The sequence below is a fragment of the Saprospiraceae bacterium genome (assembly GCA_016715965.1).
Taxonomy (GTDB): Bacteria; Bacteroidota; Bacteroidia; order Chitinophagales; family Saprospiraceae; genus Vicinibacter.
Genome location: JADJXG010000001.1, coordinates 1,764,894 through 1,789,896, shown reverse-complemented (window position 1 = coordinate 1,789,896; position 25,003 = coordinate 1,764,894). Strand labels below are relative to the sequence as shown.

The following is a 25,003-nucleotide window of genomic DNA, read 5'->3' as shown; positions in this document are numbered from 1 at the left end:
TAATGGTTAATCAATTTAAAAAGCGGCGCAAAATAAACCAATCGTCCGTATTCAGATGGGCCTGCTTTGCCTGTTTTGCCCATCAAACAAATAAATTTTGTAATTGATCAGATGACCATGCAATTTTTTTAACAACAGATGGGGCTGGTCCTGCGTTGCTGTCCTATGAGAATCATTGCATTGGCCTTATTGATCGGAGGATGCTTCACTTCCTGTACGAAACAGGAGATCGGACAGCATCGTTTGGAATATCTGATGGATTTTGTGATAGGCGCCGGGCAAAATCCCCTCCAAACCCATGTTTACGAGAAAGCAATCCGCTCAGGATGGGAAGAATTTTTAAGCGCCCACCAACTCCACGATAGCCTGATCGAAAAAGTCCTGATTTATTCCATAGGCATCAGGCCTCTGCTAGCAAACCCCATCAGCTATGGATTTGTGGAAGAAGCCAGGGCATTCATAGCAGACAAAAGTCTGCCATCTACCCAGCAAATTGGAATCGCCAATCCGGTGCCAGGCGAACCTGAGGGGGAATTATTTTTACTACCGGGAATTGCCAACGTGAAATCATTTTTAAACAAAGAAATATTCCATTTGATATTACACCTCCGCTACCGGAATGTCATTCGGTCCACCACAGATCATCTGGTCACTTTTCGATTTGAGGTGTTTGTTAAATAGACAATCGCTGTCGTGCTATGATGACATTGCTCAAAACTTGGTTGTCGGGGGCTATTCTGCCAGCTGAATCCAAATTTCGTTTAACTTTACCACCAAAAACCAGCAGTCTATGTCAAAAAATCTCAGTCATCTATCGAGACGCAAAGGCTTGTCAGACAATTTGTTTGAAAAAATAGGATACGAAGCTCAGGAAAACGGAAGCCTCCATCCCGAAGCCATTAAAGAGATTGCTGAAGAATATCTCATGGGCACAGCCAATGTCTTTGGAACTGCCAGTTTTTACGATTTCACTAGACCCTCCAACAAGGGTAAAAAAGTCTATGTCTGCAATGGTTCTGCTTGTCTGACCGCCGGTACCCAATCTGCACTGCGATCCGCATTGCAAAATCAGTTTAAGCCGGAAGAAATTGGGGACATGTGTTGTCTTGGCCGATGCCATGAAAATGTCGCCTTCCACTATCAGGGACAGAACTATTCGGGCTCAGACCTTCTTCAGTCCAACGAAATTTTCAAGGGGGAAGGCAAGACTTATATCAGTCCCGAAAAATACCATGTAGAAGCCTGTGGAACCCAAATATTGACGGGTCCTGCTCCAGCCACTGCCCAGCTCATGGAATGGATGCAATCCTGGCTCAAAATGGATGTTTCATCCATGGTGGAAGAAATCAAAATCTCCGGTCTTCGAGGCCGCGGAGGGGCTGGTTTTCCAATCTGGATCAAGCTGGATGGTTGTAAAAAGGCAGCGGGCAATCAAAAATTTATCGTTTGCAACGCAGATGAAGGAGACCCGGGGTCTTATTCTGACCGATACCTTCTGGAGCATCAGATCGAATTGGTACTTGCCGGAATGTGGATAGCCGGCAGGATCACGGGAGCAGATACCGGAGTGGTTTATATCCGAGCGGAATACCCGGATTCAGTAAGCATTGCACAATCTGCGGTTGAAATTTGGAGGGAAGCAGGGTTATTGGGACAAAATATTCTGGACTCAGGTTTTCATTTTGATTTTAAGATCATCAAGGCCCAGGGCGCCTATATCTGTGGAGAAGAGACCGCCTTGCTTTCTTCCATCGAAGGCCAAAGGCCGGAGGTCAGGGTTAGACCACCATTTCCGGTGAATGAAGGCTTATTCAGAAAACCTACGGTGGTCAATAATGTAGAGACCCTGGCCAATCTGCCCTATATTTTAAATAAGGGCGGAGCCAAATACGCGTCCATCGGAACCGAAAAATCCACGGGCACCAAGCTCGTGTCTTTAGACAGTGCTTTTAATATACCGGGTATCTATGAGGTAGATATGGGTACAGCCCTTGCTGACCTTGTTTATCATAAGGCCAAAGGATTCAGACGACCCGTCAAAGCCCTGCACATTGGAGGACCTTTGGGCGGGCTTGTTCCAGTCAGCAAGCTCACAGATCTGAGCATCGATTTTGAATCCTTCGCCTCTCAGGGATTTATGCTGGGACACGCCTCGGTGGTCAGTGTGCCTGAAGAATTTCCCATCATCTACTACCTCGAGCATCTGTTTGAATTTACCGCGCATGAAAGTTGCGGAAAGTGTTTCCCCTGCAGACTGGGTTCGACCCGAGGAAAAGAAATGATCCAAAAAGCAAGGAACCAACACGATTATAAGATAGAGCGCAAGCTGATGGATGACTTACTAGACACCATGAAAAGGGGATCTCTTTGCGCGCTGGGTGGAGGCATCCCTCTTCCGGTGATGAATGCCTTGAAATATTTTGAAGACGAGCTGGCGCCGTATTTTAGGGGGTGAGGGTTTGATTACAAAATTCATTCGCCATACAACAAACAATAAAAAGTAATGGGCTCAACCATTAGCTTCTAGTCAATGCCACAACACGTTATTGTACATTCTACTAATTTATTTTATAGATAATATGAATAACCAAACTTATAACAAAAAATGCTGGCTGTGTGGAGAGATTGCGAATTCTGAAGAGCATAAATTTAAAGCTTCAATACTTAAGCGTCATTTCGGGAAAAATTACAGCAAAAATAAACATACCTATATAAGTGGTAAGGAAGAAAAAACAATAGATTCTTATAAATCAAAAGAATTGAAATTCCCTCCAATAATTTGCGAAGATTGTAATAATAACAAAACAAGATCAGCTGATGTTTCTTACGACCTGACATGGTACCAATAAATGGGACACTGATCTAATTTAGTTAAAAAATAAAATTAGTACACATTTTACCCCTGCGACAAAGATAAGCATTGCTCCCAAAATGTCAAGAGCAAGTCGAGTTCCGCCGGAAGAATACAGAATAAAGAGGTCGGCGGAACTCTTGACATTTTGTCCGCAATAAGCTTGGTCCTCGTCTAAGGGTAAAAATGCAAAGTCATGTTTTGTTTCCATATTAGTTGCAATGAGTGAATTGATTTTTCGAATAATAAATATTTTCAAATTCTAAGGGTGTATAGTATTGAATGGATGAATGCCTTCTGATTGTGTTGTAATAGCCATCTATGTATTCAAACAGAGTGAATCTTAATTGATCCAAATCATCAAATACAGTACCTCTAATGCATTCGCATTTGAGCCTTGAGAAAAATGATTCGGCAATTGCGTTGTCATAAACTTCGTTTTTGCGAGTCATACTTTGTCTATTTCCTTTAATGGCATTTTTGAAATCTTTACTAGAGTACTGCGTTCCTCGGTCAGAATGGACAATCACACTTAATTTATTTTGGATGCATTTCAGTTTTGCTTTATTGAAGGCTGAAATAACCAGTTCGCTTCTCATATGAGTCTGAACATCCCAGCCCACTACTTTATGCAAATAAGTATCAATCCAAGTTGAAAGATAGGCCCATTGGCCATTCTTTAAAGGAATGTAGGTAATGTCACCAACCCATACTTCATTTGGTTTTTGCGCCTTTCCAAAATCAAGAAGTAAATTGGGTGCAGGAAATTTGGTCCCGGTGGAATCAGTTGTTTTTGGAACAAAACTCTTTGGCTGGATTGCTTTCAAATTTTGTTCCTTCATACATTTGCGAATCAAATGGCGGCTAACATTTTTTGAATATTTTACGGCTAATTCCATTTTAATTCTACGACTTCCATACCTATTCATATGAGAGTCAAATACGGATTTTATTCGGTCTCTTAATCCCAAATGTTTAGTGGGAGAATCCCTCCTGTGGATAAAATGATACAAAGTATTCCTTGGAATATTCATCATCTTGCAAAGCTTGTTAGTAGGATACACACCGCTTAGACTCTGGATAAATTCAGCTTTTGGTTTCATGTCTGCCGGCTGAAAATGTTCAAGGCTTTTTTTAAAATATCCCTTTCCATTTCAACATCCCTTAATTTCTTACGGAGCTGTTCAAGTTCAGTATAAGGATTATTTGTTCCTGGCTGGACGGAAGCATTCCTGGTAATCCTGATTTGACTACGCCAATTGTAAAGCATTTGCTTACTAACGCCAAGAGAATCAGCTAATTCGCTAGCGTTCCTCCCGGATTCGAGCAAATGAATGGCATTAAGCTTAAACTCGGTATCGTACCTCCTCCTCCGATTGTTTGTCTTTGATTGATCCATAACACAAATTTAAGTTAGATTTGTGTACCATTTTCTTGGACCACTTCAACCGATATACGGAGTATGTAGATTTAAATTTTGAAAAATTACATAGCCAAAAACTTATTGACTTTGAAGATATATTCGGAGAACAATGGATGGAAGAAAAGAGAAATCTATACCGGTACATAGCTAAATATGCAGGTTGTAAAATTGTAGCTCATGCCTCACAATATGATGTTAAAGATTTGGCTGAATTTATTTTAGGTAAATCATTTACGGAAACATTCAAAATTGAATTTCAACTTAAACTTGGAATTAAGTATTTATATGATTTAAGTAATAATAAACTACCAAACATTTACAATAGTCCAATTCTAATCTTTGCCGATGATAATGACAATTTTAGCTATGGGGGTTGGACCTCCTATCAATGGATGTCAATAAATTGGGTGTTGAGTAAAGAAATTGATAAAAGCAAAACAACGGATTTTGGCATAAATCTTGAGCCAATGAGCATTCAAGTCTTCGAACCAGAGCACTTTACAACAGAAGATAGATTTAGTGATGCAATGGACAAGTTAGAAAAATTAGGAAAAGATAATCTTGATGATTGTGCTGCATTTTTTAAATCACTCATTGTACTTTAATAATACCAGCCACTTAATTCGTGTATTAGTAATCTAAATTAAACAATGATTTATGATTGAAAAAATATCCAACTCGGAGCATGCTAAAGAATTTTATTTTTTATGGGGAGGTAGCCATTTTGGAATGTGGAAAGAAGCTCCAGAATTATTTCAGCAATATTTAAACTTGAAGATTTCAAAAGAAATTGAAAATTCTTGGCAAAAGGAAATTTTTGACAATTTAATTAAAGATTTATTATCCTCAAGTCCACAAGACTTAGGCTCAAAATTTTATCATTTAAAACATTCAATTGCAAAAGACAAATACTATATTACTGAGTCAATTGAAGTTCTAAAAAAAATCTACAATAAAATATCTATTGATCAGATTCCGCTAATGTTGGTTTCACTAATTGGAAATAATGCCACTAGAAATCATGGCGGACTAATTTTCATGGCATTTGATCAAAAATTAAAAAGTGTAGCTCTCAAGTTTTATGAATTTGCCAAGTATTATTTGGATCTTGCTAAAATTAATAAAATATCAACTGTGCATATTAAAAGCGATCTTGTAGATGTTATTAAATATTGTAATATAAAAGAATCCAAAGAGTATATAAATAATCTTATTAATGAGGACAATATTGAAAAATTTGGTTATTATTTGGAAGGAGCGTTAGAAAATAACATTTATTCAATGAAGCAGTTAGCCTACCACTATTTTAAAGGTTTAGGATGCACTAAAGATATAAATGAAAGCATCAAATGGTATAAAAAAGCGGCTTCACTAGGGGATGCAGATGCATATGATCAGATGAAAAAAATAACTGATAGAACTTGGTTTGAAATAACTTGGCTTAAAAGTAAATATCAAAAATTATTCATTTCAAAAAGTATTAAATTCTAATTGAGCGAATTCAGCAATAAAAAGTCACATCAAGCTAGCATTAATCTCTAATGTGCTCTTCCACCGCCAATGAACCAACAACATTCCACTAAACATCAATAAATTTATTGCAATTGGAGCGAGAAAGACAATTCCCTCCAAAATGAAATAGAGTCTTCAAAAAAGATTGGTTTTGTGATCCAAATTCGTGAAATCGCATTTGTTTACAGTAAACTATTTACTGTAAACTAAAAGTAATGTCAAATACTTGTATTTTGCTCATAATCTTAATTTTATGATAACTATTAATCCTCTCACTTCATCTCATATTTTGCTTGATTTTTGGAAATGCTGGCTAAATAGTCTTGCGTTTTATCCTAAATATGAGCATCGCTTGACCTTGATTTTGCGGTGAATATTTTTTCTATTCACCGCAAATTTGCGGTGAATAATTTCTGTATTTGTTCTATAAGCTCACTCTTTTTTTCAAACAAAATAAGGATCTACTTAATAAAACAGATTTTTGAAGGCAATTTGCAAATCTCAAAATGGACTGAAATCACAAAAAGCTCATCCAATAATGCTTCTAAGGACATTAAAGACCTGATCAAAAGAGTTAGTCTCCGAATAACTGAAGAAGTAGATCGAAGTATCCATTGTGAATTGCCCGGTTCTAAAAAATAGGGCATTCATTGCATGGATTATGAATCTGAGTTACTGAGTTATTTTTACCTATAAAGCCTGGAGTTTTTGTATCTTCGTACCAAATATTCTCAAAATATGAAAAACGGCTTGTTGATCACAGAATTCCAGAACCAGGAAATCCGGACCAAGACCGCTGAAATCGATGGTCGCAAATACGAGATTCAGGATGGAGAAACGATCCTCCAATTTGTCAAAAGACATTTTGGTAAAAACCAGATCCCCACGCTTTGCGACGCTCCCAATCTGGAAGCTTTCGGTTCCTGCCGGGTCTGCAGTGTTGAAGTGGGTCGCCCCGGCAATAGGACACTCCGGACCGTGGCTTCCTGCCACACGCCGGTAGAAGAAAATATGCTGATCTATACCAACAGCGAGTCCATTCAAAATCTTCGCAAAAACATCATCGAGCTGGTCCTTACTGATCATCCGCTGGATTGCCTGACCTGCGAAGTCAATGGCAATTGCGAATTACAAGACACAGCTGCTGTGGTGGGAATCCGTAAAGTCAGATATCCGGAAGGAAAAAATCACTTGGATAGACAAAAAGACCTGAGCCATCCATACATGACTTCCGATTTATCCAAATGCATCATGTGCTATCGCTGTGTCCGGGCATGCGATGAGGTGCAGGGTCAACTGGTGCTCAGTGTCATGGGCAGAGGGTTCGACAGCCAGATCATCAAGGGTAACAATCAAAGTTTCTTTGATTCGGAATGTGTGAGTTGCGGTGCCTGTGCGCAGGCTTGTCCCACTTCTGCCATTTCAGATGTGTTCCAGTCCAAGGCACTGGTCGGACAAGATAAAGTGCGCACCGTTTGTACTTACTGTGGTGTTGGATGCAATTTGGAAGTCAGTGTTAAAAATGGGGAAATACTCAGCATTCAGGCCCCTTACAACGCTGAAGTCAATAAGGGCCATACTTGTCTTAAAGGAAGATTTGCTTTCAAATTTTATAAACATCCAGAGCGGATCAAACATCCCATGATTCGCAAGAATGGTGTTCTGGAGCGCGTGAGCTGGGAGGAAGCCTATGATTTCATTGCTTCAAAACTAAAAGAAATAAAATCCAAATATGGTCCAAACGCCATCGGAGGAATCTCTTCCGCCCGTTGTACCAATGAGGAAAATTATCTGATGCAGAAATTTATCCGCGTGGTGATAGGTACAAACAATATTGATGGTTGTGCCAGGGTTTGTCATTCACCGACGGCACTTGGATTGCAGCGTACTTTTGGAACCGGCGCTGCCACCAATTCCATTGAAGACATTCCATTGGCAGATGCGATCATGATCATTGGTGCAAATCCCACCGATGGACACCCAGTAACCGGTGCCAAGCTCAAGCAGCATGCCATGAAGGGCAAGACAACGATCGTCATTGATCCGAGAAGAACCGAGATGGCCAAATATGCCACACACCACCTGCAGTTAAGACCGGGCACCAATGTGGCCGTACTCAATATGATGCTCTATTACATCATCGAGGAAGGTCTAGTCAACAAGCATTTTATCGATCAAAGGACAGAGGGTTTCGAAGATTTTAAAAACAATATTCTCTGCTTAAACATCCGCGAACTGGAAGAAGTATCTGGCGTAAGCAGAGAACAAGCCCGTGAAGCCGCCATTGCATACGCCACTGCTGGCAATGCAATGTGTTTTCACGGATTGGGTGTTACCGAACATTATCAAGGTACTTACACCGTAATGATGATCGCCGATCTGGCCATGATCACCGGAAACATCGGAAGACCCGGAGTTGGTGTGAATCCTTTGAGAGGACAAAACAATGTACAGGGTATGGCCGATATGGGTGTGCAACCCTATCAGGGAGCAGGTTATCTGGATTTGAAAGATCCTGCTGTTCTGGCCAAATATGATCAGTTTTATGGGGCGGAATTGCCCAAAGAAATCGGCATGAAAATTCCCGAAATGTACAATGCCGCCATTGCCGGTGAATTTAAAGCCATGTGGGTGATGGGTGAAGACATGGCTCAATCAGACCCCAACACGAACAAGGTTATTAAAGCTTTGAAATCATTGGAATTGTTGGTCGTTCAGGAATTGTTTTTAACAGAAACTACTGAGTTGGCACACGTGGTATTGCCCGGAGCATCTTTTCTTGAAAAATCTGGGACTTTTACCAACGGTGAAAGAAGAATTCAAAAAGTGCACCAGGTGGTCAAACCAATCGGCGAAGCCAAAGTGGACGGACAAATCGTGGTGGATATCATGAATCGAATGGGATATGCCCAGGAGGATTACGATCCAAAAAAATTGCTGGAAGAAATATCCCAAATTGTGCCATTCTTTGCTGGTGTCAAATGGGATGAATTGGGCGATAATGGAAAACAATGGCCTGTGCTGGCGGACGGTTCTGATACCAAAATTTTGCATCGGGATGAGTTTAAAAGAGGTAAAGGAAAATTCGTCTTCAAAGAATATGTGGAGACGCCTGAAATTTTGGATCACGCTGCAGAGTTTCCTTACATCCTCACCACCAACAGGGTTCTGGAGCATTACAATGTCGGTACCATGACGCGACGCACAGGAAACGCAGAAATCATCACTGAAGACATTCTGATGATCCATCCAGAAGACGCACAAAAAAATAATATTACAGATGGAGATTATGTCGCAGTCGAATCTGCCAGAGGAGAGGTAAAAATCAAAGCTGTGGTGACCGATGAGGTAAAACCGGGCATCCTCAGCACAACCTTTCATTTTCCTGAACTGATGCTCAATCTGGTTACTTCAGATATCAGTGATGAAATTGCGATGTGTCCGGAGTACAAAGTGGTGTCTTGTAGAATCCGCAAAGCATCTTAAAGAAATTATTAAAAGCGATTCATCCGAAATAACCATGGTTTAGACATTGGATTGTAAAAATTCCATTGATTAATAAAAAAAACCAGCCCTTTTGAAGAAGAAGACAATGGGGTGCAAATTTGACTTTAGGTTCTTGTCATGAAATGATCCAATTACTTGATTGGAATTCTCAAAGAAGGAAAAAAGTATTCTTCTTAAAGTCCTATTTGGAGGACCAATTATTAACGAATCATTAACTTTTGGCCATTGGATTGTTAATGACTTTTATTATTTTTGCAAGGTGTAATTCCCATATTTGGTTACCAGTACCATGATTAAATAATGCGAGTGAATTTACACTCAATGGAGGATTTCAAACCAATTAGCACGTAAAAAAAAAAGATAAGTAGGTAACCGCAAATCGAATTGGACTGATTATTCAATTTCTAAATATTCAAGACCATGAAAATCATTTTGTCCACCATTTGCATTGTCATCTTTTTTGCTTCACTCTCAACTACCCATTCTCAAAAAAGACATGCTTACGTTGCTGTTCCTCAAGGGGAAGTGCTGGATGAGAATAATACCCTGGGTGAATCCATTGGAAAAGTTAAGCTGGACGAAACTGTAGAAATTGTAGACTCCGCAGAACACGCAAGATTTTTTAGTTTGAGTACTGAGGACAAAGCCAGAAGCCGCAAATTCATCCGTATAAAATTAAAGGATGGAACCACAGGATTTATCATGGAGAGTTTTCTTTCTGATCAGATGAGTGCTTCCAGTGCCAAACCAGCCGAAATAAGGGCCAGCTCAGGATCAGAATCTGCGGGTGCAGCAGCAAGTGGATCCATCGACCCCAATGAATGGAAAAAATATAAAATAGACATCCAGGCCAAAGGCACCGGACAAACGACCGGAAGAATAGGAATCCTTGTGATCCGCAATGATTCGGATGTTCCTTATGTTTTAAAATGGGGACCATTTTTTATAGTCTCCCTTGGTAAATATCAATCTTATCTGGTACCTGAAGGGATTTATTTTGTTATACCACCCAACAGTACTACATCAATTCCAATGATTGGTTTTTGTACGGATCCCACGGTACCACCCGTCCCTGAGGGAGAAGAATTCCCTCCATTTGAAAAATGGATCCATCCTATTCCAACATTGCCAGATGACTGGACACCCAAACCTGAAAAAGGCTGGATTTCAGGAACCACGACAACCACCCTTATTCCCGGAACCACCACCCCATTGGGTAGTACCTTGGACCCGACAAAATATCCGGAGGAATACGCGAGTGTGGTGAACGACGTTTTCAAACGCATTACAATTGCATTGGATACACTCAGAAAAAACAATCAGGTTAAAACAATCTATTCCTCCAATCCACCCAAAGAAGATACGATTCTCATTCAGCAAACTTTCTGGGGATATACCTATTCTGTTTTTGGTGGCTCGTACGAAAAAGAAGATTTTGCTAAAAAAATTTACGATCAAATCGACGAAAAAACATCAGTCCCGGTTAGTCAATATCCTGAAGAAAAAAAGAAAGCACTAGATCTTGAGATCACTAATATTTTTCAAACCATAGAATTGGTTGGAATAACAGCAAAAATTTTCCCAAAAAAAGAGCAAGGTCCTCCAGGTCTTAATTCTGAAGATGAGCCCATGCTTATCGACAAAAAAACATGTGAATGCGATACGATCGCATTCGATGCTAAGATTATCATAAAGGGTGTCAGCGAAGAAATACTGCAATTCAACAACCAACCATTTCGAATTCGGGAGTCCAATAATACATTTCGGATTGAAAGAAAAACTACACTGAGTTCCACCAAGCCGGTTGCATCCGGTGACACGGTTTATATTCATGTAGAAAATTTAACTCAAGTCTGTAAAATATGTCCTACCGATAAATTGAAATGTAAGCCCAATGCAGTAGCACCGCCTTTTATTTCTTATGGCGAACTTACCAGCATGAGTTCAAGTACAATCAATAATCTAAAAGAAATAGAGGTAATGAAGGAACAAAGTTTTGTCGTTCCAAACGGCAACACTCCAATTGCCGTCAAAATAAAAATCCACTACCAATGTGGATCTAAAAATTGTACCCAGGTAGAATGCACAGAAGAGTTTCATATAAAAATTCCAAGAACGAACGCTGCATGCGATTGTCCTGATCAAAAATTGGAATTCAATGTGCAACATGAAAAAAATCCTGCCCAAAGTATGGTGTTTGAAAAGGCCTCTGTAAAAACCTTCAGCAGCAAAGTAAACAAGAGGGATAAAATCAAAATCATTTTGGACAAAGAACAACTTAACCCAGCCTGTAAGGGTTGTGAAGAAAAATGTGCTCCTTTTGAATTAAAATACAAAATATTTGGGCAGGGAATTTTAACCCTTCCTGCAGAAGATAAAGCCAAATCAGTCGAATACAAAAAGGCCAAAGAAATCAAAATTCTTGACAACAAAGGTGTAAGAGATGACAATGGACCGGTTGAAGTTGTCTTTGAAACAATCCATGAATGTAAAGCTACAGGATGCAGAACAAAAAATTGCACCAATCGGTATAAATTTATATTTGAGAGAAATTAAAGCGTGTTATTGAATGTATTATTTCTTTACAATAAATCTGACTTATGAAAAATCTCCTATTCATAGCGATTCTTTGCCTGATCGTTTTGTGGAATAAAGTACAGGCGCAAAATACTATTTTGTCAGAAGAACATAAAAGAAATGAAGTGATTCTGAAAGACATGCAGGCTGTTTTAAATCGCTTAAAAGAAGCCGGAGATCCGCAAACAGTCCAAATAATCAACAAAATAAAAAACCATTTTGAAAACAACAGAAACACAGCTCCTCTTACCAATTTACAAAATGCGCAAAAACTGGTCAGCCCGGAGAATAAACAAGCTCCCGGTTGGTTAAGCTCTTTGTTCAAGCGCTGGTCGCAACTCGTAGAAACTGATGAAGATACCATAGAGTTGGAATGGACCCCAACTGATCATCGTCGAATAAAAGAAATGGCTTTTGAAAACATTTATTATGAGATCGGCCCCAACTTTGAACCGTTTGAACATGCCTATCTAAATATTCGGTTTTCACCAGGTACAGAAGATGAGGTTTTAAATGTGCGAATGATTGATCCTCGCACCAATAAAAAATATTGGATTGTTGAAAATTTACTTTTATCCACCGAGGCTGAGATAGAAGGCTGGTCCTATTTGTTTACTTTTCCTGACATCAGTCCCGCGTATGAAAGGTACAGATTTGAATTCAAGGTAGGAAGAGAATTGGAGAACAATGCAAACTTTAGGGCTGAGGCCAGTCTTTTGTTAGCACCACAGACTTTTGTGTACCATGTACCTCTTATCCTGACAGAAAATGATCAGCTGATACAGTTTCAACAGGATGGAAAGGGGACTGACCCAAAGGCAAAACCCAAGCACCCCGCTGAAACCCAAAAGAACCACAGCAGAATCAATCAAATGGGAAATGAAGACTTAAATTCAAAAGTAACTCCATCAGATTCCATGGCCTGTGGTCCCGCTGCCGCCGCAAACAGCCTTGAATGGCTCAACAAGTACGACAAAAATCTCAAAGGTAAAAATCCGGACGATCGGCAAAAGATCATGGAAAAACTGAAAAGGTATATGGCGCGAAATGATTCCATCGGAGTAAGGGTCGATAGTTTTATCACTGGAAAACTCGCATTGATTGATGAACACAAGCTTCCCATCCATGTCAAATACCAGAGTATATTTGATTGCACCAATGATACAATACTTAAATCGAGATTTAGTAAAAATACGGCTCAAAACAAAGGTGGTAAAGGTAAGGAACCAGATTGGGAATGGTTTAAAAGCGAAATGGAAAAAGGAGAAGATGTAGAAATTCACGTGGGTTATTACGAAGTGATTAAAGTGCCTATTAAAAAGGGATCCAAAAAAACCAGAGATTCCCTGGTTAGAACCGGGGGGCATTGGCAGGTAGCTACCGCTTATACACACAATAAAAATGGACAGAAATACATCCATGTCAAAGACGATCAGGATCAGAGCAAAAAAGGAGGTACACGAAAAGCAAGCTACCTGGTTAATGATTATCATGGCATGTCCAGACTTAGTCCCGACCCCGCCAAAAAAATGATCACACTTTGGGAATCAACGGTGAGTGAAAGCTATGATTCCACCATTAACCAAAAAGATCCGGTAGGAATGAAAAAAGACTTTAACCCTTATACCGTTGTACCCTTCCCTTGGACTCACATCAGTCTGATTGATGAAACCACCAAACCCGATTATCCATTTGCCACCATTAAAAAAACCAAAATCCCGTGGATTTGGATCGGAACCGGAGCGGTGGGAGCAGGAGTTTTAACTTGGGTGCTGACCCGAGACAAGGAAACTGGACCAGTGGATACCACACCCGTTGCAGAGCCAATTGCTCGATGTAAAGACGCCAAAAAATATCTGGATCCAGATGGTCATAGCATGCTATTGATTGCAGACATTGATGCAGGGAGTACCTCCGGAGCAGCCATCACCCATTATCAATACGAACCCAAAATACTGGACTGCCAGGATATTGGAATGTTTCCAGTGATCCTGACCGTAACAGATGCCCAAGGAAGAATGTCTTCCTGCGTATCCAATGTGATGGTCAGCGATGGAATTCCTCCTATTACAAATTGTCGCGATTTGCAACGTGATCTCAGCCCCAATGGCGATTATCATCTGAGCTTGACAGACTTTGAAGGAATGATGACAGACAATTGTAAATCAGTTAGTCTCAGTTTTAGTCCTTCAGTGGTACAATGTCATCAAGGGGTTGTCCATACAATTCATTTAACAGGAACAGATGCTTCGGGAAATCAATCAAGCTGCAGTGTTTCTCTCACGCTTAATGACCGAATCCCCCCTACCATAAGTTGTATACAAAACCTTGTTGAAGATTTGAATTCTACAGGGATCGCGGAAATTCCTTCTTCCTCTTTGGTTATGTCTGCTTCCGACAATTGTGGAAATGTCAACGTGATGCCTGCAAGACTACAGTTTAATTGCAATGACATTGGGACCAGACAACAAATTTTTACAGCCACGGATGAGTCAGGAAATACTGCCAGTTGTCAGGTAGAATTAATCATCAGAGATCTAAGCGCTCCAAGCATCCAATGCCCCGGTATGCAAATGGTCTTACTAGATCGAAACGGAAGAAATGCTGTATTGGCGCAAGATCTTGTGACAGCTGCAAATGACAATTGTATCATTCAAAATTATTCACCCAATTCTTTTGAATTTAGTTGTGCAGATGTTGGAGAAAAGCAAATCAGCATTGAAGTAACGGATCAAAGTGGTAATAGCGCTGCATGCCAAATCCTTTTACAAATAAAGGATCAGGATCCACCGACTTTGGCTTGTCAAAATATGGAAATGCTCCTGCTGGATGAAATGGGTGCTGGTACCATACCATCGGAAAAATTGTTACTCAATTTACTGGACAACTGCGGAATAAAAAGTTTGACTCCCGTCCAAACCAGTTTTAACTGTCTGGATATCGGGAATCAAGTCATTCAATTGACTGCAACTGATGTACCTGGGAATACCAGTAGCTGTGAAATACAAATTGTCGTCAAGGACCAAATTCCTCCAACGCTTAGTTGTCAATCTGCCATTGTTCGGCTTGGACCCAGTGGCAGATACACCTTGGTCGAATCGGATGTGGTCAGTGGTAAATCGGACAATTGCGAAAAGGTCGACATCACTTTTTCAAAAACTGAATTTGATTGCAATGACATAGGAGATGTTAGTATCATTGTCACCGCCACTGATGTCTCAGGAAATTCAAGCAATTGTGCCACAAACGTTCAGATCACGGGAGAATCCGATCTACTTGCAAAGTGCAAAAACAAAAAACTGCATTTAGACAGTTTGGGAAAAGCTGAATTGCAATTGTCTGACATCGATGATGGTTCGGGTGGTGGTTGTCTTCCATTTACCCTTACATACGATCGGTCCCGTTTTGATTGTTTGGATACTATGCTGACCATTGTCCAATTGATCGCCACAGATACCGATGGAAATACCTCAGCATGCACAGCTCAAGTAACCGTGGTGGACACCATCCAACCGGAAGTCAAATGTCAAGACGCTGCAATTAGCCTTGATGGCAACGGAAGGGGAAGTCTACTTGTCCAGGAGGTGCTGACCGGACAATGGGATAATTGTAAAATTGCTAAAATCGAATTGAGCAAGAGCAATTTTACATGCAGTGACATTGGTTCAAGATCCGTGCAGTTAACGGCAACAGATGCATTCGGTAACCCGGGGAATTGTCAGTTGCAAGTAGAGGTATTGGATGAAATACCACCCATTGCCCGATGCCGCAATATAGAACTTCTCATTCTCAATCCCACTGGGCCTCCCACCAAGGTTAGACCTGAACAAGTGGATGCCGGAAGTACAGACAATTGCAGAATCGCAAATAGATTGCTGGAGCCGGACGAATTTTCTTTCGAACATTTGGGACCTAATTTGGCAACATTGACAGTCATCGATGCTTCGGGAAATGAATCCAGCTGCATTGCTGTAATCACTGTGATTCCAGGATTAAAAAGAGAAGATCCGGATTCTACTGCCAAAAATGGTCATGGAATAAATGATCCTCATGTATTGGGAAATCATGTTAAACACAAAAATAAATTGTTTGTCTTTCTATCAAATCTTTTCAAGAACATTCGGTTTTATCCCATCGTTTGTCCCGATTGCAAATGAATATTCATTTGGATAACTAGGTTCAAATTATTAGTGGAGTTGATTCCAGACATCAACTTAAAAGCTTTTACAAATCAAGGAACGCTGAGTCAGGATAAAAAACACTACTTTTAATATTATTAAAGATATTTATTGAGTCCAAATAAAAGCGGAGACCTGACTGCATTTTTGTTTAAAGAAATTATCGAATCACGGTAATATCACCATAAAAAATTTCTTTCTTTCCATTGTCTGAATTGATGTATTCGATCACTACGACATAGACTCCTGGCACAACCTGTTTCCCTTTAAAAGAACCATCCCAACGGTCATCTCCGGAATTTGTTTCAAAAACCCTTGCGCCAAATCGATCAAAGACCGACCATCTCAAAATATCCACACCCACATTAAATATTTCAAAGAAATCCTGCCGGCCATCTCCGTTTGGACTAAATACAGTCGGTATGAAAACACGCACCAGGTTTTTTACACAAATAATTCTTTGCACTACTTCTTCACAGCCTAAATCATTCATCACCCGCATCGTAATGACAAAACTACCTGTATCCGTGTACTGATGGACAATGGGTCCTGAACTTAATAAATCAACCGGAGCTGATCCATCTCCAAAATCTATTGTGCCGCTTGTATATCCCACACCTAGATCAATAATTTCTACCGTATTGTCCACAATGTCAATGCAGGGCTGGTTGGGGGTGATACCAAAATTAGCTGACAAAGGTTTTGCTCCGGGGAGCTCTATATCGGTACTTTGCTTGCATCCCGTGGCCAATTCAGTAATCTCAACAGAGTAAATACCGGGCTTGCCCGATAATCTAGGACCAATCGCAGGAGGGGAGGTCTGCCACCGGATGTCATACTTTGCAGTATCCAGATTGATGCTTACATAGGTCTCTTCTCCAAAGCAAACATCCGGCCCCCTCATGGTATCGATAACAAATGGATCATAAACTTTAATATATACACTGTCGATCAATGGATCTGAACATTGATCGGTCACTGTAACCACATACCAGCTGCTCACCAAGGGATCCACTATATGACTGCTTCCAAATCCCAGTCCATGGTCCCAGGTATAAGTTAAGCCTCCGCTTCCCCCAAAGGCATCGATTGAAATTGTGGTACGTTGGCCAGGACAAATTGAGTCTGAAACACTCGAACTTCTCTTGGTAATGGGTGCAAGAATCCGAATGTAGCTCCGGTCAAAAGAAGCACAGGCTCCTGTACCTTTGGTGTAATACAATTCCCAGTTGCCAGTACCTAAAAGAGCTGGATTAAACATGGGTGCAGAAAGTACCCCATTGATAAAAAATCCTCCACCCGGAGGAGCTAAGGTCACAGGAATGTCTTCATTTTTAAAACAATATTGCAAATCCACATTTTGGATTTCGACCTGTTCAAAAACGATGACTTCAACTATGGTATCTGCTCTGCATCCTGCCGGAGTTATATAGCTCACTTTATGTCTGCCAAGTCCGGATAATTCCGGATCAAACAAGCCGGTATTTTCATCCAAAAATCCGATTCCCTGCCATACACCTCCTGTAGGACTAATTGGAAGAATAGTGGGTGGACTGCGGTCACAAAAACTGTACTCCATAAAGCTGATAGGTATTTCCACTTCCAGCTCCGTGCTGTCCGGACAACCGTAAGACTCATATACAATGGTGTGTTTTCCGGGGCCTGCTCTTTGTGGATTAAAAGTCCATACACTGTCTGTCAAACTCACACCATTGCCTGTAAAACTGCCTGGAAAAAGATTGGGCAATAAAATGGTATTGAGATCAATTTCCTCATCCACAAAACAAAATGGATTTGTAATTTGAGAGTCCAATTGCACATCGTGAACAAATAAAGCAAAAGTATCGCGGCAAGAATTGAAGTGGAGAATATAATTGTATTTCCCTTCCTTCAAAGTATCAATTAGAAATTCATTTTTGCTATAATCATAGCTTCCCGGTCCAATCCATCTGCCTCTTTCCGGTAAAGAAAGTTTGCTCTGCCCCAGACATATATGCACATCAGCACCCGCATTGGGTTTAGTCATGAATAGGTCTTGTGTTTTTTGGCATCCATTTATTTTATACACAAAACGGTTCCATTGATTGGCAATGGCTTTGGTCGCATCCACGCGTCCGTTGATGCTGTCAATGACTCCAATTCCTGACCAAATACCACCTCTGGGAGATGCATTGAGTTGTATGGTCTGTGTGTGACAGATTGTATCCATTGGGGCAATGGAAATACTATCTCCAACATTGACAGTCTTGGAGGAGATGCAACCATTGGGTGCTTGATAATTGATGATATAGGTTCCTGTAAGCGTCGGATCAAATCTTCCGGCTGAGTCCACAAAAGGGCCAGACCAAAATCCTCCGGATGGAGTGCCGCCATTTAACTGAAAGCTAAGACTGCCCTGGCAGGCAGCTTCTGTGGGTCCAGCATAAACGGGATAAATAAACACGGTATCCAATACAATGCATCCGTTAGGTGCTGTGTAACTCACTACGTCTCTATGAACTCCCGAACCAGCTGACCAACGCCAGAATTCATAAATTCCAGATCTGCTTTGAGCAGGTGGAATCGATGAAGATGCGAATGTACCGCCGGTAATACTTGTGCTGTATTGCCAATTTGGAGCAGAGGCACAAATGGTATCCTGAATCGGGTTGAGGAACGAGGGAATCAGATTTACTCTGACTGTTTTTTCAGCCTGACATCCATTGAATGCTTGATAAACAAGAGTAAATGTTCCTGTATCAATGGGATTAAATCTGCCGGTTGAATCGGTATATGGCCCGACCCAAAATCCTCCGGAAGGAGAAGCTCCAGTCAAATTGAATGGCGGAGATCCCTGGCAAACAGACTGCATGGCTCCTGCGCTTACCGGCAATACAAAGATGGTATCACGCACCTTGCATCCGTTTGGATCCACATAAGTAACTGTATCCACTCTGAGTGTGTCTCCTCCCGCCATCCTCCAAAATTCATACAGTCCTGTTTTACGCTGATTGGGAGGAATGATGCCTGAAAAAAAATCACCACCCGGAACATCCACAAGATATTGCCAATTATTGGCTGAGGCACAAACCGTATCCGAAACAGGATTTAGAATTTTTGGGTTATTGAAAACATCTATCTTTTTGGATGCGATGCACCCGTTGGGAGCTGTGTATTGAAAACTATAACTACCCGGAACTTGGGGATCAAACGTGCCGTTGGGATCCAAATCAGACCCACTCCAAAATCCACCTGATGGACTCCCACCTGACAAACGAATGGGAGGATCTCCAACGCAAGCCTTCAAATCTGCTCCGGCCCGGATGGGAAAAATAAAAACAACATCGGAGGTTTCACAACCATTGGGCGCGATATATCGGACCGTATCTGATGTAATTGCATTTCCACCTGACCTGCGCCAAAATTCATATATTCCAGTTTTCCTGTTTGCCGGAATGATGGTCGCAGAAAAAAAATCACCTCCAACTAAGTCCACCTGATACATCCAATTCGAAGTGTTTGCGCAGACGGTATCCCTAACAGGATTAAGGATTTTCGGAATTTGCAGTGGAGTATAAATGAAAATGGCGGTGTCTGTAAGACCTGTACCAATTTCCGTTGCGATGACTGTGTATAAAGTTTGCACGCTGTCACACACACGAATGACATTGCTTGTCTGTCCGCCAGGCAACCACAGATAGCGGAAGCTTTGTCTAAAGTCTGCGGTAGTTATGGCTTCTAATTCAGTGCAAGCTCCCTGACAGACAGTGTCCCCTTTTAAATAAATATCGACTGAAAAAGGACAATTGCTAAGGGTAAACAACAAACTACTGCTCAATAAATGTTCTTTGCCGCATTCATCAATGTATTGATATACAAAACTTACCCTGTAACTGACCGGCTTGTCCAAAGCTGGAACAAATTTTAAACTGAATTGGGTGGCTTTCCCATTGATACAATTTAAAACGGTAACCTCTGAAACCATGGCCCCGCCTGGACCCAGAACATTAAAATTGGCCGGAACCAATTGATCACAGGCAACCGGAAAACTCAGTTCAAAAACCAAATCTTTCAACGGGCACTCAAGATTTGATATAATTTTGATCGTTGGTGGTGGTGGGAGTTCAAACTCGGCTCTCCAATTCATTCTCCACCCGTTGGCCGTAATGTTGTCATCACTTTTAAAATGAATGGTAACACATCCACTTCTTGCCACAAAACTAGGAGCCGGTAATAAGATACCACTCAATGTACCCAACACGGGAGAATTTCGATCCGGACCATCATAAATGGTCATGACATCATAAGTCCGCTCAGTTGCAAAATATCCAAAATCGATATAAATAAAAGTGGCACCTGGAATACAAATGGTAAATGTGTAATCTTCGTTGTGGTCATAATTTTTATCCTCGCCTTCCTCACTATGAGTCAACACTCCCTCACAATCGTGCACGAGATTGTTTTGCATTTTGTACTCTGTCTGACCCAAAAGAGTGCCGAACGCATATAGCATCATGAATACACTTGGCCAAATTTTAATGGACAGAGTACCAGTCATCATCATTCGGGTTTTTTAATGATGACGTCTGGAGTCGTAAGCTCGTTGCTTTTGTGACCCGCTCTGTCCACCATGTAAATGAAATATTTGGTGCGCTCGAATTTTCCATTTCCAAAAACAAATAAACTGGGAAACTCTACTTTTAATTGACCTTGTACCGCAATCAACGCCCCGGGTGGTGCCACTGGTCCCATGTAGAAACCATCAAAATTACTCAAACGAGCATCGCGAATAAAAATAGCATAAGATTCAGGCTCCTCAAATCCAAGATCTCCGTCACCATCCTGGTATTTGAAATGAATGGTCAAAACATCCTTGTACTCGACAATCGAATCATGAGACAATCCGACAAATCTGATTTCAGGAATAATGGAAAAAGCTGGTTCGTCCGCATTTTCATGACATGACATCAAAACCAAAATGGCAAAAGCCAACAAAACTGATTTAAGGTATTCGTTCAAAGGACATGTAATTTTTGAGACTAAAAACGGCTTTTTCGGACGGTATCTCAGTCATCGGATTGAGATGATCTTGTAAGTAAGTTCTGAAGTAAATATTTTTCTCATTTGGCAATAATTCTCTGATAGAAATTCTAATCCTGTGGGTGTACAAAACCGGATTACCGTACAATCCCCAATCAAGCCTTGGAGCAACCACCAGATCAAGTTGGTAATTTATTGCTGTGCTGTCAAATACATGGGGATTTGCACAAAAAGAAATGAGATTGCCTTTAAAAGTCAATGGGTCTTGTGCGTCGTGCTTAAATGCAAAATACAAATCTATGCTGTCGGTCAAACTATCGATCAAAATGGGACCGCTATAGGGTCGTCGATACATCTTCAAAGTATCGTTTATGATGGCCATACAGCCCAACAGTTTGATCCGCGGCAACCCATCCATTGCGATGGTGCCATCCACAGCAGGTGCACCCAATTCGATCCAGCGTCTGATCATAGAAATGTATTGGGTTTTCATTTGCTCCCAATCCGAACCCGGTTCCAACTGAATGGGCATCATAGGAGTGACCAAGCCATTGACCCTGGCCATGATCCCTGAACTATCCGGTAAAAAAGGTTTGACGCGATAAGTATAAATTCCATCGCTTTTGATGGATTGTCTGAAAACAAGCGAATTGTATGAACTCTCCAAAGTCCTGAAATCAGGGTCAAAGGTACCATCATGACATCCTGAATTTGCACATGTTGGTTTGAAAATGTAAGTGTACAAACCTGCAATCGAGTTTGAATCCGGATCTAAAAAAATAAATTTAACTGTGTCTTGTTTTGGATCGTAATCAACAAACGGATTGTCGGGCACCTCTGCTTTTTCACAGGAAAGGAAAAAAAGCATCAGAGTGGATATTAATAAGAATAAGATATTTGTAGTACGCATTTCAGCTCCTTACATTCTGTCAAAAAATGAACGGGCAGATCCATCCAACAACCCGGCACCATACACCCTATCTTTGATTCCAAAAATATCGGCGATCGTCGGTACCACATCCGCAGCATCTCCTACGGGATTGGTTTCCGATCCTACTTTCAAATTGCTGTCCACACCCGGACCAACCATCAGTGCAAAAATTCTTCTCGCATTTGGACTTCCGGAATGATCATAAGAGACCCAGTCGTTTAAATCTTTAATGGAATTCGGTGCTTCATCTCTTCCATGTTCCGGCATGACAATCATGATGGTGTTGTTACTCATCCCCGGAATGGATTGTATTTCCTTCCAAAGAAAAGCAATCCCGTGATCTGCACGATGCACATTTTTTAGATAAGAGGTAAAATTGCCATGACAAACATCGACTGCGCTCAAATCTACCACACTTATTTTTGGTTTGAACCACCTAAGTACTTCCACTGCAAATCCAAGTGTTCTCAGATCTCCATTGTCGCTTACAGGTGGCATCGTCACCCGGCCTTCTTTGACCTTTTCAAAGGTAGCTCTGACAAATTCACGAATGCTGTTTTCCTCGTGAGGGCTGTTGTACAAATGGGGAATTTCCAATCCTTTGGTGGTAAAATTTTTATTTAAAAATCCACGCACTTCACGGATCATCTCATAGTCCGTGTCGGGATGGTAATTTTTAAAATCCATAAAATGTTGTTGCCCGGGCTCACCAAACGTGACCGTCGGTGCAATAAAATTTCCACCGTAAGGTCTCCCAAAATCAGGATGGGCAGAATAATTCAAAAGTGGTCTGGAACCGATAATGCTTTGACCAATCGACCAACAATCCGTTGCAGAAAATCCCGCATATTTTCTGAGATATTCGAATATAGTTGGCGAAGCGGTTCTTTGTCTCAATCCCGCTGTGGTGTAATAATTACCGGACACACCAGTACTCAAACCATTGAAGTGACCAGCTCCACCTTTGGAAAAACGGACCTCAGGAAACAAAACTCCTTGTTTTTGCAGTGGAGTTTGCAATATGGGATTAATGGGAAATGCACCGACAATGTTGTTTTGATTGTCATCCGTGCCATAGGCTATTTTATCTTCAGGAGCTTTTCCATCCAATAGGTTGTACATAATATTACCTTCAACCTGCTCTGTCTGACTTCCAGCGAGGTAGCGCTGGAGCACTGATTCTTGTTGCCTCAGTCCGCCAGCAAACTGGACAAAGACCACATGCTGCGCTTTCATGGAGGATTGTCTTGCGTACAACAAACCTGTTGGTAATAAATAGGGCATCCCGATGGTACCTGCCGCAGCAAGTGCAGATTTTTTAATAAATTTTCTCCTGTTCATATCTGCAATGGTTTAGTAGTGAAAATGCTCATTGGAAGTGCCAAAGGCAAAGTAAATATGTTCAGGGGTCACATTGGGTCTGCTTTTAATAAAATTGAGCATCCAGTTTAATTCTGCTTCCGTTGGTTCTCTTACCAAAAATCGTCGGTAGGTATTTCTCACAAAGCTTTCAGGATCATTTCTCATGGATTCCACGGTAGGTAAAATGACTCTGGCATCATTCATGTATTTACTCAACAAAATATCAAAGGCTACCTGCTTGTCTCCGATGGATTCAATGGCTTGCTGAGCCTGAAGCATGGAGTTAGGACCAATCGCCAATTGAAAGAAATTGGTGTATAAAATGGAAATGTATTGGGGTACAGACTTGGGTTTGATCTTCTGACTATTGACTGGAAGAATGGTTTGGTCTTCAATCTCATAGACATAAAAATCTTTCTGACAGTTGGAAAAACCAAGCAGAAGACTGCACGCCATGGACAGCCATTTCATTTTACTTAAATCCTGCGTATTCATCGGTTACAGATATTTGACGGATAATGTAGCGGATGTCCTTGTGTTGTAAATATTCGGGCAATAAACTGACAAGCTCATGGGGAGAGGGAAATCTATTCAGATATACCTGAAAGGTCCAAATAATCATTCCCTCAAGCATGGATGGAGATTCAATCATTGCTTCGATAAAATCATTTTTTCCGGAACAATATTTTCCAAATGCTTGTCTGGGCATATCTTTCTCAATGATATCAAAAGCAGCTTCGTACTCCTGTGCGGTCGGCAGCCTAAACAAAAGCTCATTGTACACAGCTCTGATAAAATTAAAACTGTTCATGTTAATGAGGTCAAAAATGCTGTTATTGACAATATAGCTAAACATTTGATGGTATTGAATATGTCCATCGTATAAATGATGCTGGCTGTCCAGCAGTTCCTGGTATTTCCTGAGACTTTCCAGACTTTTATAGTATGGCTCCCAATTTCCGGCCATCGAATCTCTCCAGGCATCATTGCGAAGTTGGGACATTCTCAGTTGTATTTCACCGTCTGTTACACTTTCCAGAGAACGGACTTTGGCCAGATTGTACAGATTCAGATAAAAAGCTGCTTTGTAGGATCGTTCGCCTTCTCGAAAAGTATCGTCATCCATCAATCTGTTGATCAGATCCAGTCTTGCTTCTCTACTTAGTTCCTTTGCTTGTAGGGTATCGACTTCTACGCCGAGTTCTGATTTTAAAGGTTCGCGACCTACCAAATCAATAAAGAGTCGATTGACATAATTTTCAATTTTCAATCGCGAAATATTCGTCACAGAGGTCGGATCGTTGTCACCAATGAGATTAATATTTTCTTTGGTGCACGAACAAAAAAAGACAATAATCGAGATCAGAGCAATGGATACTGATTTGTAATTGTACCAGACCTGGTCATGATTAGATGGAGGAGTTAAGATTGGCTTCATCCCTTCTTGCTGAGGCTTAAAATTAATCAATTGTTGCAGCTGGGCAAATAAGAATTATAATATTTATCTAAACGTAATGTGTAAATCATACATTTATAAATTATTGCTGATTTTTCAATCCAATTTTTTGAAGTGATTGCAGTGATCCTTCAAATTTGGGAAAATACCAATAAGCCCATTGTATCCAATTCATATACAATAGCAT

The 25,003-nt window shown here is 40.8% G+C and carries 16 protein-coding genes; 8 read left to right on the top strand and 8 right to left on the bottom strand.

Translation table 11 applies throughout. The features are described 5' to 3' along the window. Positions 1-165: 165 nt before the first annotated feature. The 3 genes from IPM48_06760 (at position 166) to IPM48_06750 (ending at position 2,849) form a co-directional block, all read left to right on the top strand. On the top strand, positions 166-681 hold the full coding sequence (locus tag IPM48_06760) for a hypothetical protein (protein ID MBK9271281.1): 516 nt from the start codon (positions 166-168) through the stop codon (positions 679-681). 109 nt (positions 682-790) lie between these two features. After that, positions 791-2,455, top strand: coding sequence for an NAD(P)H-dependent oxidoreductase subunit E (locus tag IPM48_06755; GenBank protein ID MBK9271280.1), 1,665 nt, complete (start codon positions 791-793; stop codon positions 2,453-2,455). Between the two features lie 124 nt (positions 2,456-2,579). After that, positions 2,580-2,849 (top strand): hypothetical protein, encoded by a 270-nt coding sequence (locus IPM48_06750; GenBank protein MBK9271279.1) that lies wholly within the window; start codon positions 2,580-2,582, stop codon positions 2,847-2,849. A gap of 214 nt (positions 2,850-3,063) precedes the next feature. Here the strand turns inward: IPM48_06750 and IPM48_06745 are convergent, their stop codons facing one another. Together IPM48_06745 and IPM48_06740 are read right to left on the bottom strand one after the other, a co-directional pair. After that, complete coding sequence (locus tag IPM48_06745) at positions 3,064-3,954, bottom strand: IS3 family transposase (protein ID MBK9271278.1); 891 nt, start codon at positions 3,952-3,954, stop codon at positions 3,064-3,066. Then, a complete protein-coding gene (locus tag IPM48_06740) occupies positions 3,951-4,250 on the bottom strand; it encodes a transposase (GenBank protein MBK9271277.1) in 300 nt (99 codons plus the stop codon). The genes IPM48_06745 and IPM48_06740 overlap by 4 nt, the downstream gene beginning before the upstream one ends. 20 nt (positions 4,251-4,270) lie before the next feature. On the opposite strand from IPM48_06740, the gene IPM48_06735 reads away from it, so the two are divergent. The 5 genes from IPM48_06735 to IPM48_06715 all read left to right on the top strand — a co-directional run bounded on the left by IPM48_06735 (position 4,271) and on the right by IPM48_06715 (position 16,027). Beyond that, the gene (locus IPM48_06735) at positions 4,271-4,879 is read left to right on the top strand and encodes a hypothetical protein (GenBank protein MBK9271276.1); all 609 of its coding nucleotides are present in this window, start codon (positions 4,271-4,273) and stop codon (positions 4,877-4,879) included. 52 nt (positions 4,880-4,931) lie between these two features. Further along, on the top strand, positions 4,932-5,765 hold the full coding sequence (locus tag IPM48_06730) for a sel1 repeat family protein (GenBank protein MBK9271275.1): 834 nt from the start codon (positions 4,932-4,934) through the stop codon (positions 5,763-5,765). Between the two features lie 759 nt (positions 5,766-6,524). Next, positions 6,525-9,272, top strand: a complete 2,748-nt coding sequence (gene fdhF, locus IPM48_06725) for a formate dehydrogenase subunit alpha (protein MBK9271274.1) — start codon at positions 6,525-6,527, stop codon at positions 9,270-9,272. A gap of 441 nt (positions 9,273-9,713) precedes the next feature. Next, on the top strand, positions 9,714-11,849 hold the full coding sequence (locus IPM48_06720; GenBank protein MBK9271273.1) for a hypothetical protein: 2,136 nt from the start codon (positions 9,714-9,716) through the stop codon (positions 11,847-11,849). A gap of 44 nt (positions 11,850-11,893) precedes the next feature. Further along, positions 11,894-16,027 carry a hypothetical protein gene (locus tag IPM48_06715; protein ID MBK9271272.1) on the top strand — a complete coding sequence of 1,378 codons (4,134 nt, stop codon included), beginning with the start codon at positions 11,894-11,896 and terminating at the stop codon, positions 16,025-16,027. A 181-nt stretch (positions 16,028-16,208) separates the two neighbouring features. On the opposite strand, the gene IPM48_06710 is transcribed toward IPM48_06715, so the two are convergent. From IPM48_06710 to IPM48_06685, 6 genes are read right to left on the bottom strand one after another with little or no spacing between them, the layout of a single operon-like run. After that, complete coding sequence (locus IPM48_06710) at positions 16,209-20,588, bottom strand: gliding motility-associated C-terminal domain-containing protein (GenBank protein ID MBK9271271.1); 4,380 nt, start codon at positions 20,586-20,588, stop codon at positions 16,209-16,211. Next, positions 20,588-21,046, bottom strand: a complete 459-nt coding sequence (locus IPM48_06705) for a hypothetical protein (protein ID MBK9271270.1) — start codon at positions 21,044-21,046, stop codon at positions 20,588-20,590. Before IPM48_06705 ends, IPM48_06710 begins: the two co-directional genes overlap by 1 nt. Next, the gene (locus tag IPM48_06700) at positions 21,030-21,935 is read right to left on the bottom strand and encodes a hypothetical protein (GenBank protein MBK9271269.1); all 906 of its coding nucleotides are present in this window, start codon (positions 21,933-21,935) and stop codon (positions 21,030-21,032) included. The genes IPM48_06705 and IPM48_06700 overlap by 17 nt, the downstream gene beginning before the upstream one ends. A 51-nt stretch (positions 21,936-21,986) precedes the next feature. After that, positions 21,987-23,339, bottom strand: coding sequence for a hypothetical protein (locus tag IPM48_06695; GenBank protein MBK9271268.1), 1,353 nt, complete (start codon positions 23,337-23,339; stop codon positions 21,987-21,989). A gap of 12 nt (positions 23,340-23,351) precedes the next feature. Continuing rightward, the gene (locus tag IPM48_06690) at positions 23,352-23,855 is read right to left on the bottom strand and encodes a hypothetical protein (protein MBK9271267.1); all 504 of its coding nucleotides are present in this window, start codon (positions 23,853-23,855) and stop codon (positions 23,352-23,354) included. Further along, complete coding sequence (locus IPM48_06685) at positions 23,833-24,798, bottom strand: hypothetical protein (GenBank protein MBK9271266.1); 966 nt, start codon at positions 24,796-24,798, stop codon at positions 23,833-23,835. The genes IPM48_06690 and IPM48_06685 overlap by 23 nt, the downstream gene beginning before the upstream one ends. Positions 24,799-25,003: the final 205 nt, after the last annotated feature.

Excerpts from the sequence above, each read along its gene's own strand:
- IPM48_06685 (MBK9271266.1), bottom strand. The coding sequence starts at position 24,798 with ATGAAGCCAATCTTAACTCCTCCATCTAATCATGACCAGGTCTGGTAC.
- IPM48_06720 (MBK9271273.1), top strand. The coding sequence starts at position 9,714 with ATGAAAATCATTTTGTCCACCATTTGCATTGTCATCTTTTTTGCTTCA.
- IPM48_06755 (MBK9271280.1), top strand. The coding sequence starts at position 791 with ATGTCAAAAAATCTCAGTCATCTATCGAGACGCAAAGGCTTGTCAGAC.
- IPM48_06730 (MBK9271275.1), top strand. The coding sequence starts at position 4,932 with ATGATTGAAAAAATATCCAACTCGGAGCATGCTAAAGAATTTTATTTT.
- IPM48_06690 (MBK9271267.1), bottom strand. The coding sequence starts at position 23,855 with ATGAATACGCAGGATTTAAGTAAAATGAAATGGCTGTCCATGGCGTGC.
- fdhF (MBK9271274.1), top strand. The coding sequence starts at position 6,525 with ATGAAAAACGGCTTGTTGATCACAGAATTCCAGAACCAGGAAATCCGG.
- IPM48_06715 (MBK9271272.1), top strand. The coding sequence starts at position 11,894 with ATGAAAAATCTCCTATTCATAGCGATTCTTTGCCTGATCGTTTTGTGG.
- IPM48_06760 (MBK9271281.1), top strand. The coding sequence starts at position 166 with ATGAGAATCATTGCATTGGCCTTATTGATCGGAGGATGCTTCACTTCC.
- IPM48_06695 (MBK9271268.1), bottom strand. The coding sequence starts at position 23,339 with ATGAACAGGAGAAAATTTATTAAAAAATCTGCACTTGCTGCGGCAGGT.
- IPM48_06750 (MBK9271279.1), top strand. The coding sequence starts at position 2,580 with ATGAATAACCAAACTTATAACAAAAAATGCTGGCTGTGTGGAGAGATT.
- IPM48_06740 (MBK9271277.1), bottom strand. The coding sequence starts at position 4,250 with ATGGATCAATCAAAGACAAACAATCGGAGGAGGAGGTACGATACCGAG.
- IPM48_06700 (MBK9271269.1), bottom strand. The coding sequence starts at position 21,935 with ATGCTTTTTTTCCTTTCCTGTGAAAAAGCAGAGGTGCCCGACAATCCG.
- IPM48_06745 (MBK9271278.1), bottom strand. The coding sequence starts at position 3,954 with ATGAAACCAAAAGCTGAATTTATCCAGAGTCTAAGCGGTGTGTATCCT.
- IPM48_06710 (MBK9271271.1), bottom strand. The coding sequence starts at position 20,588 with ATGATGACTGGTACTCTGTCCATTAAAATTTGGCCAAGTGTATTCATG.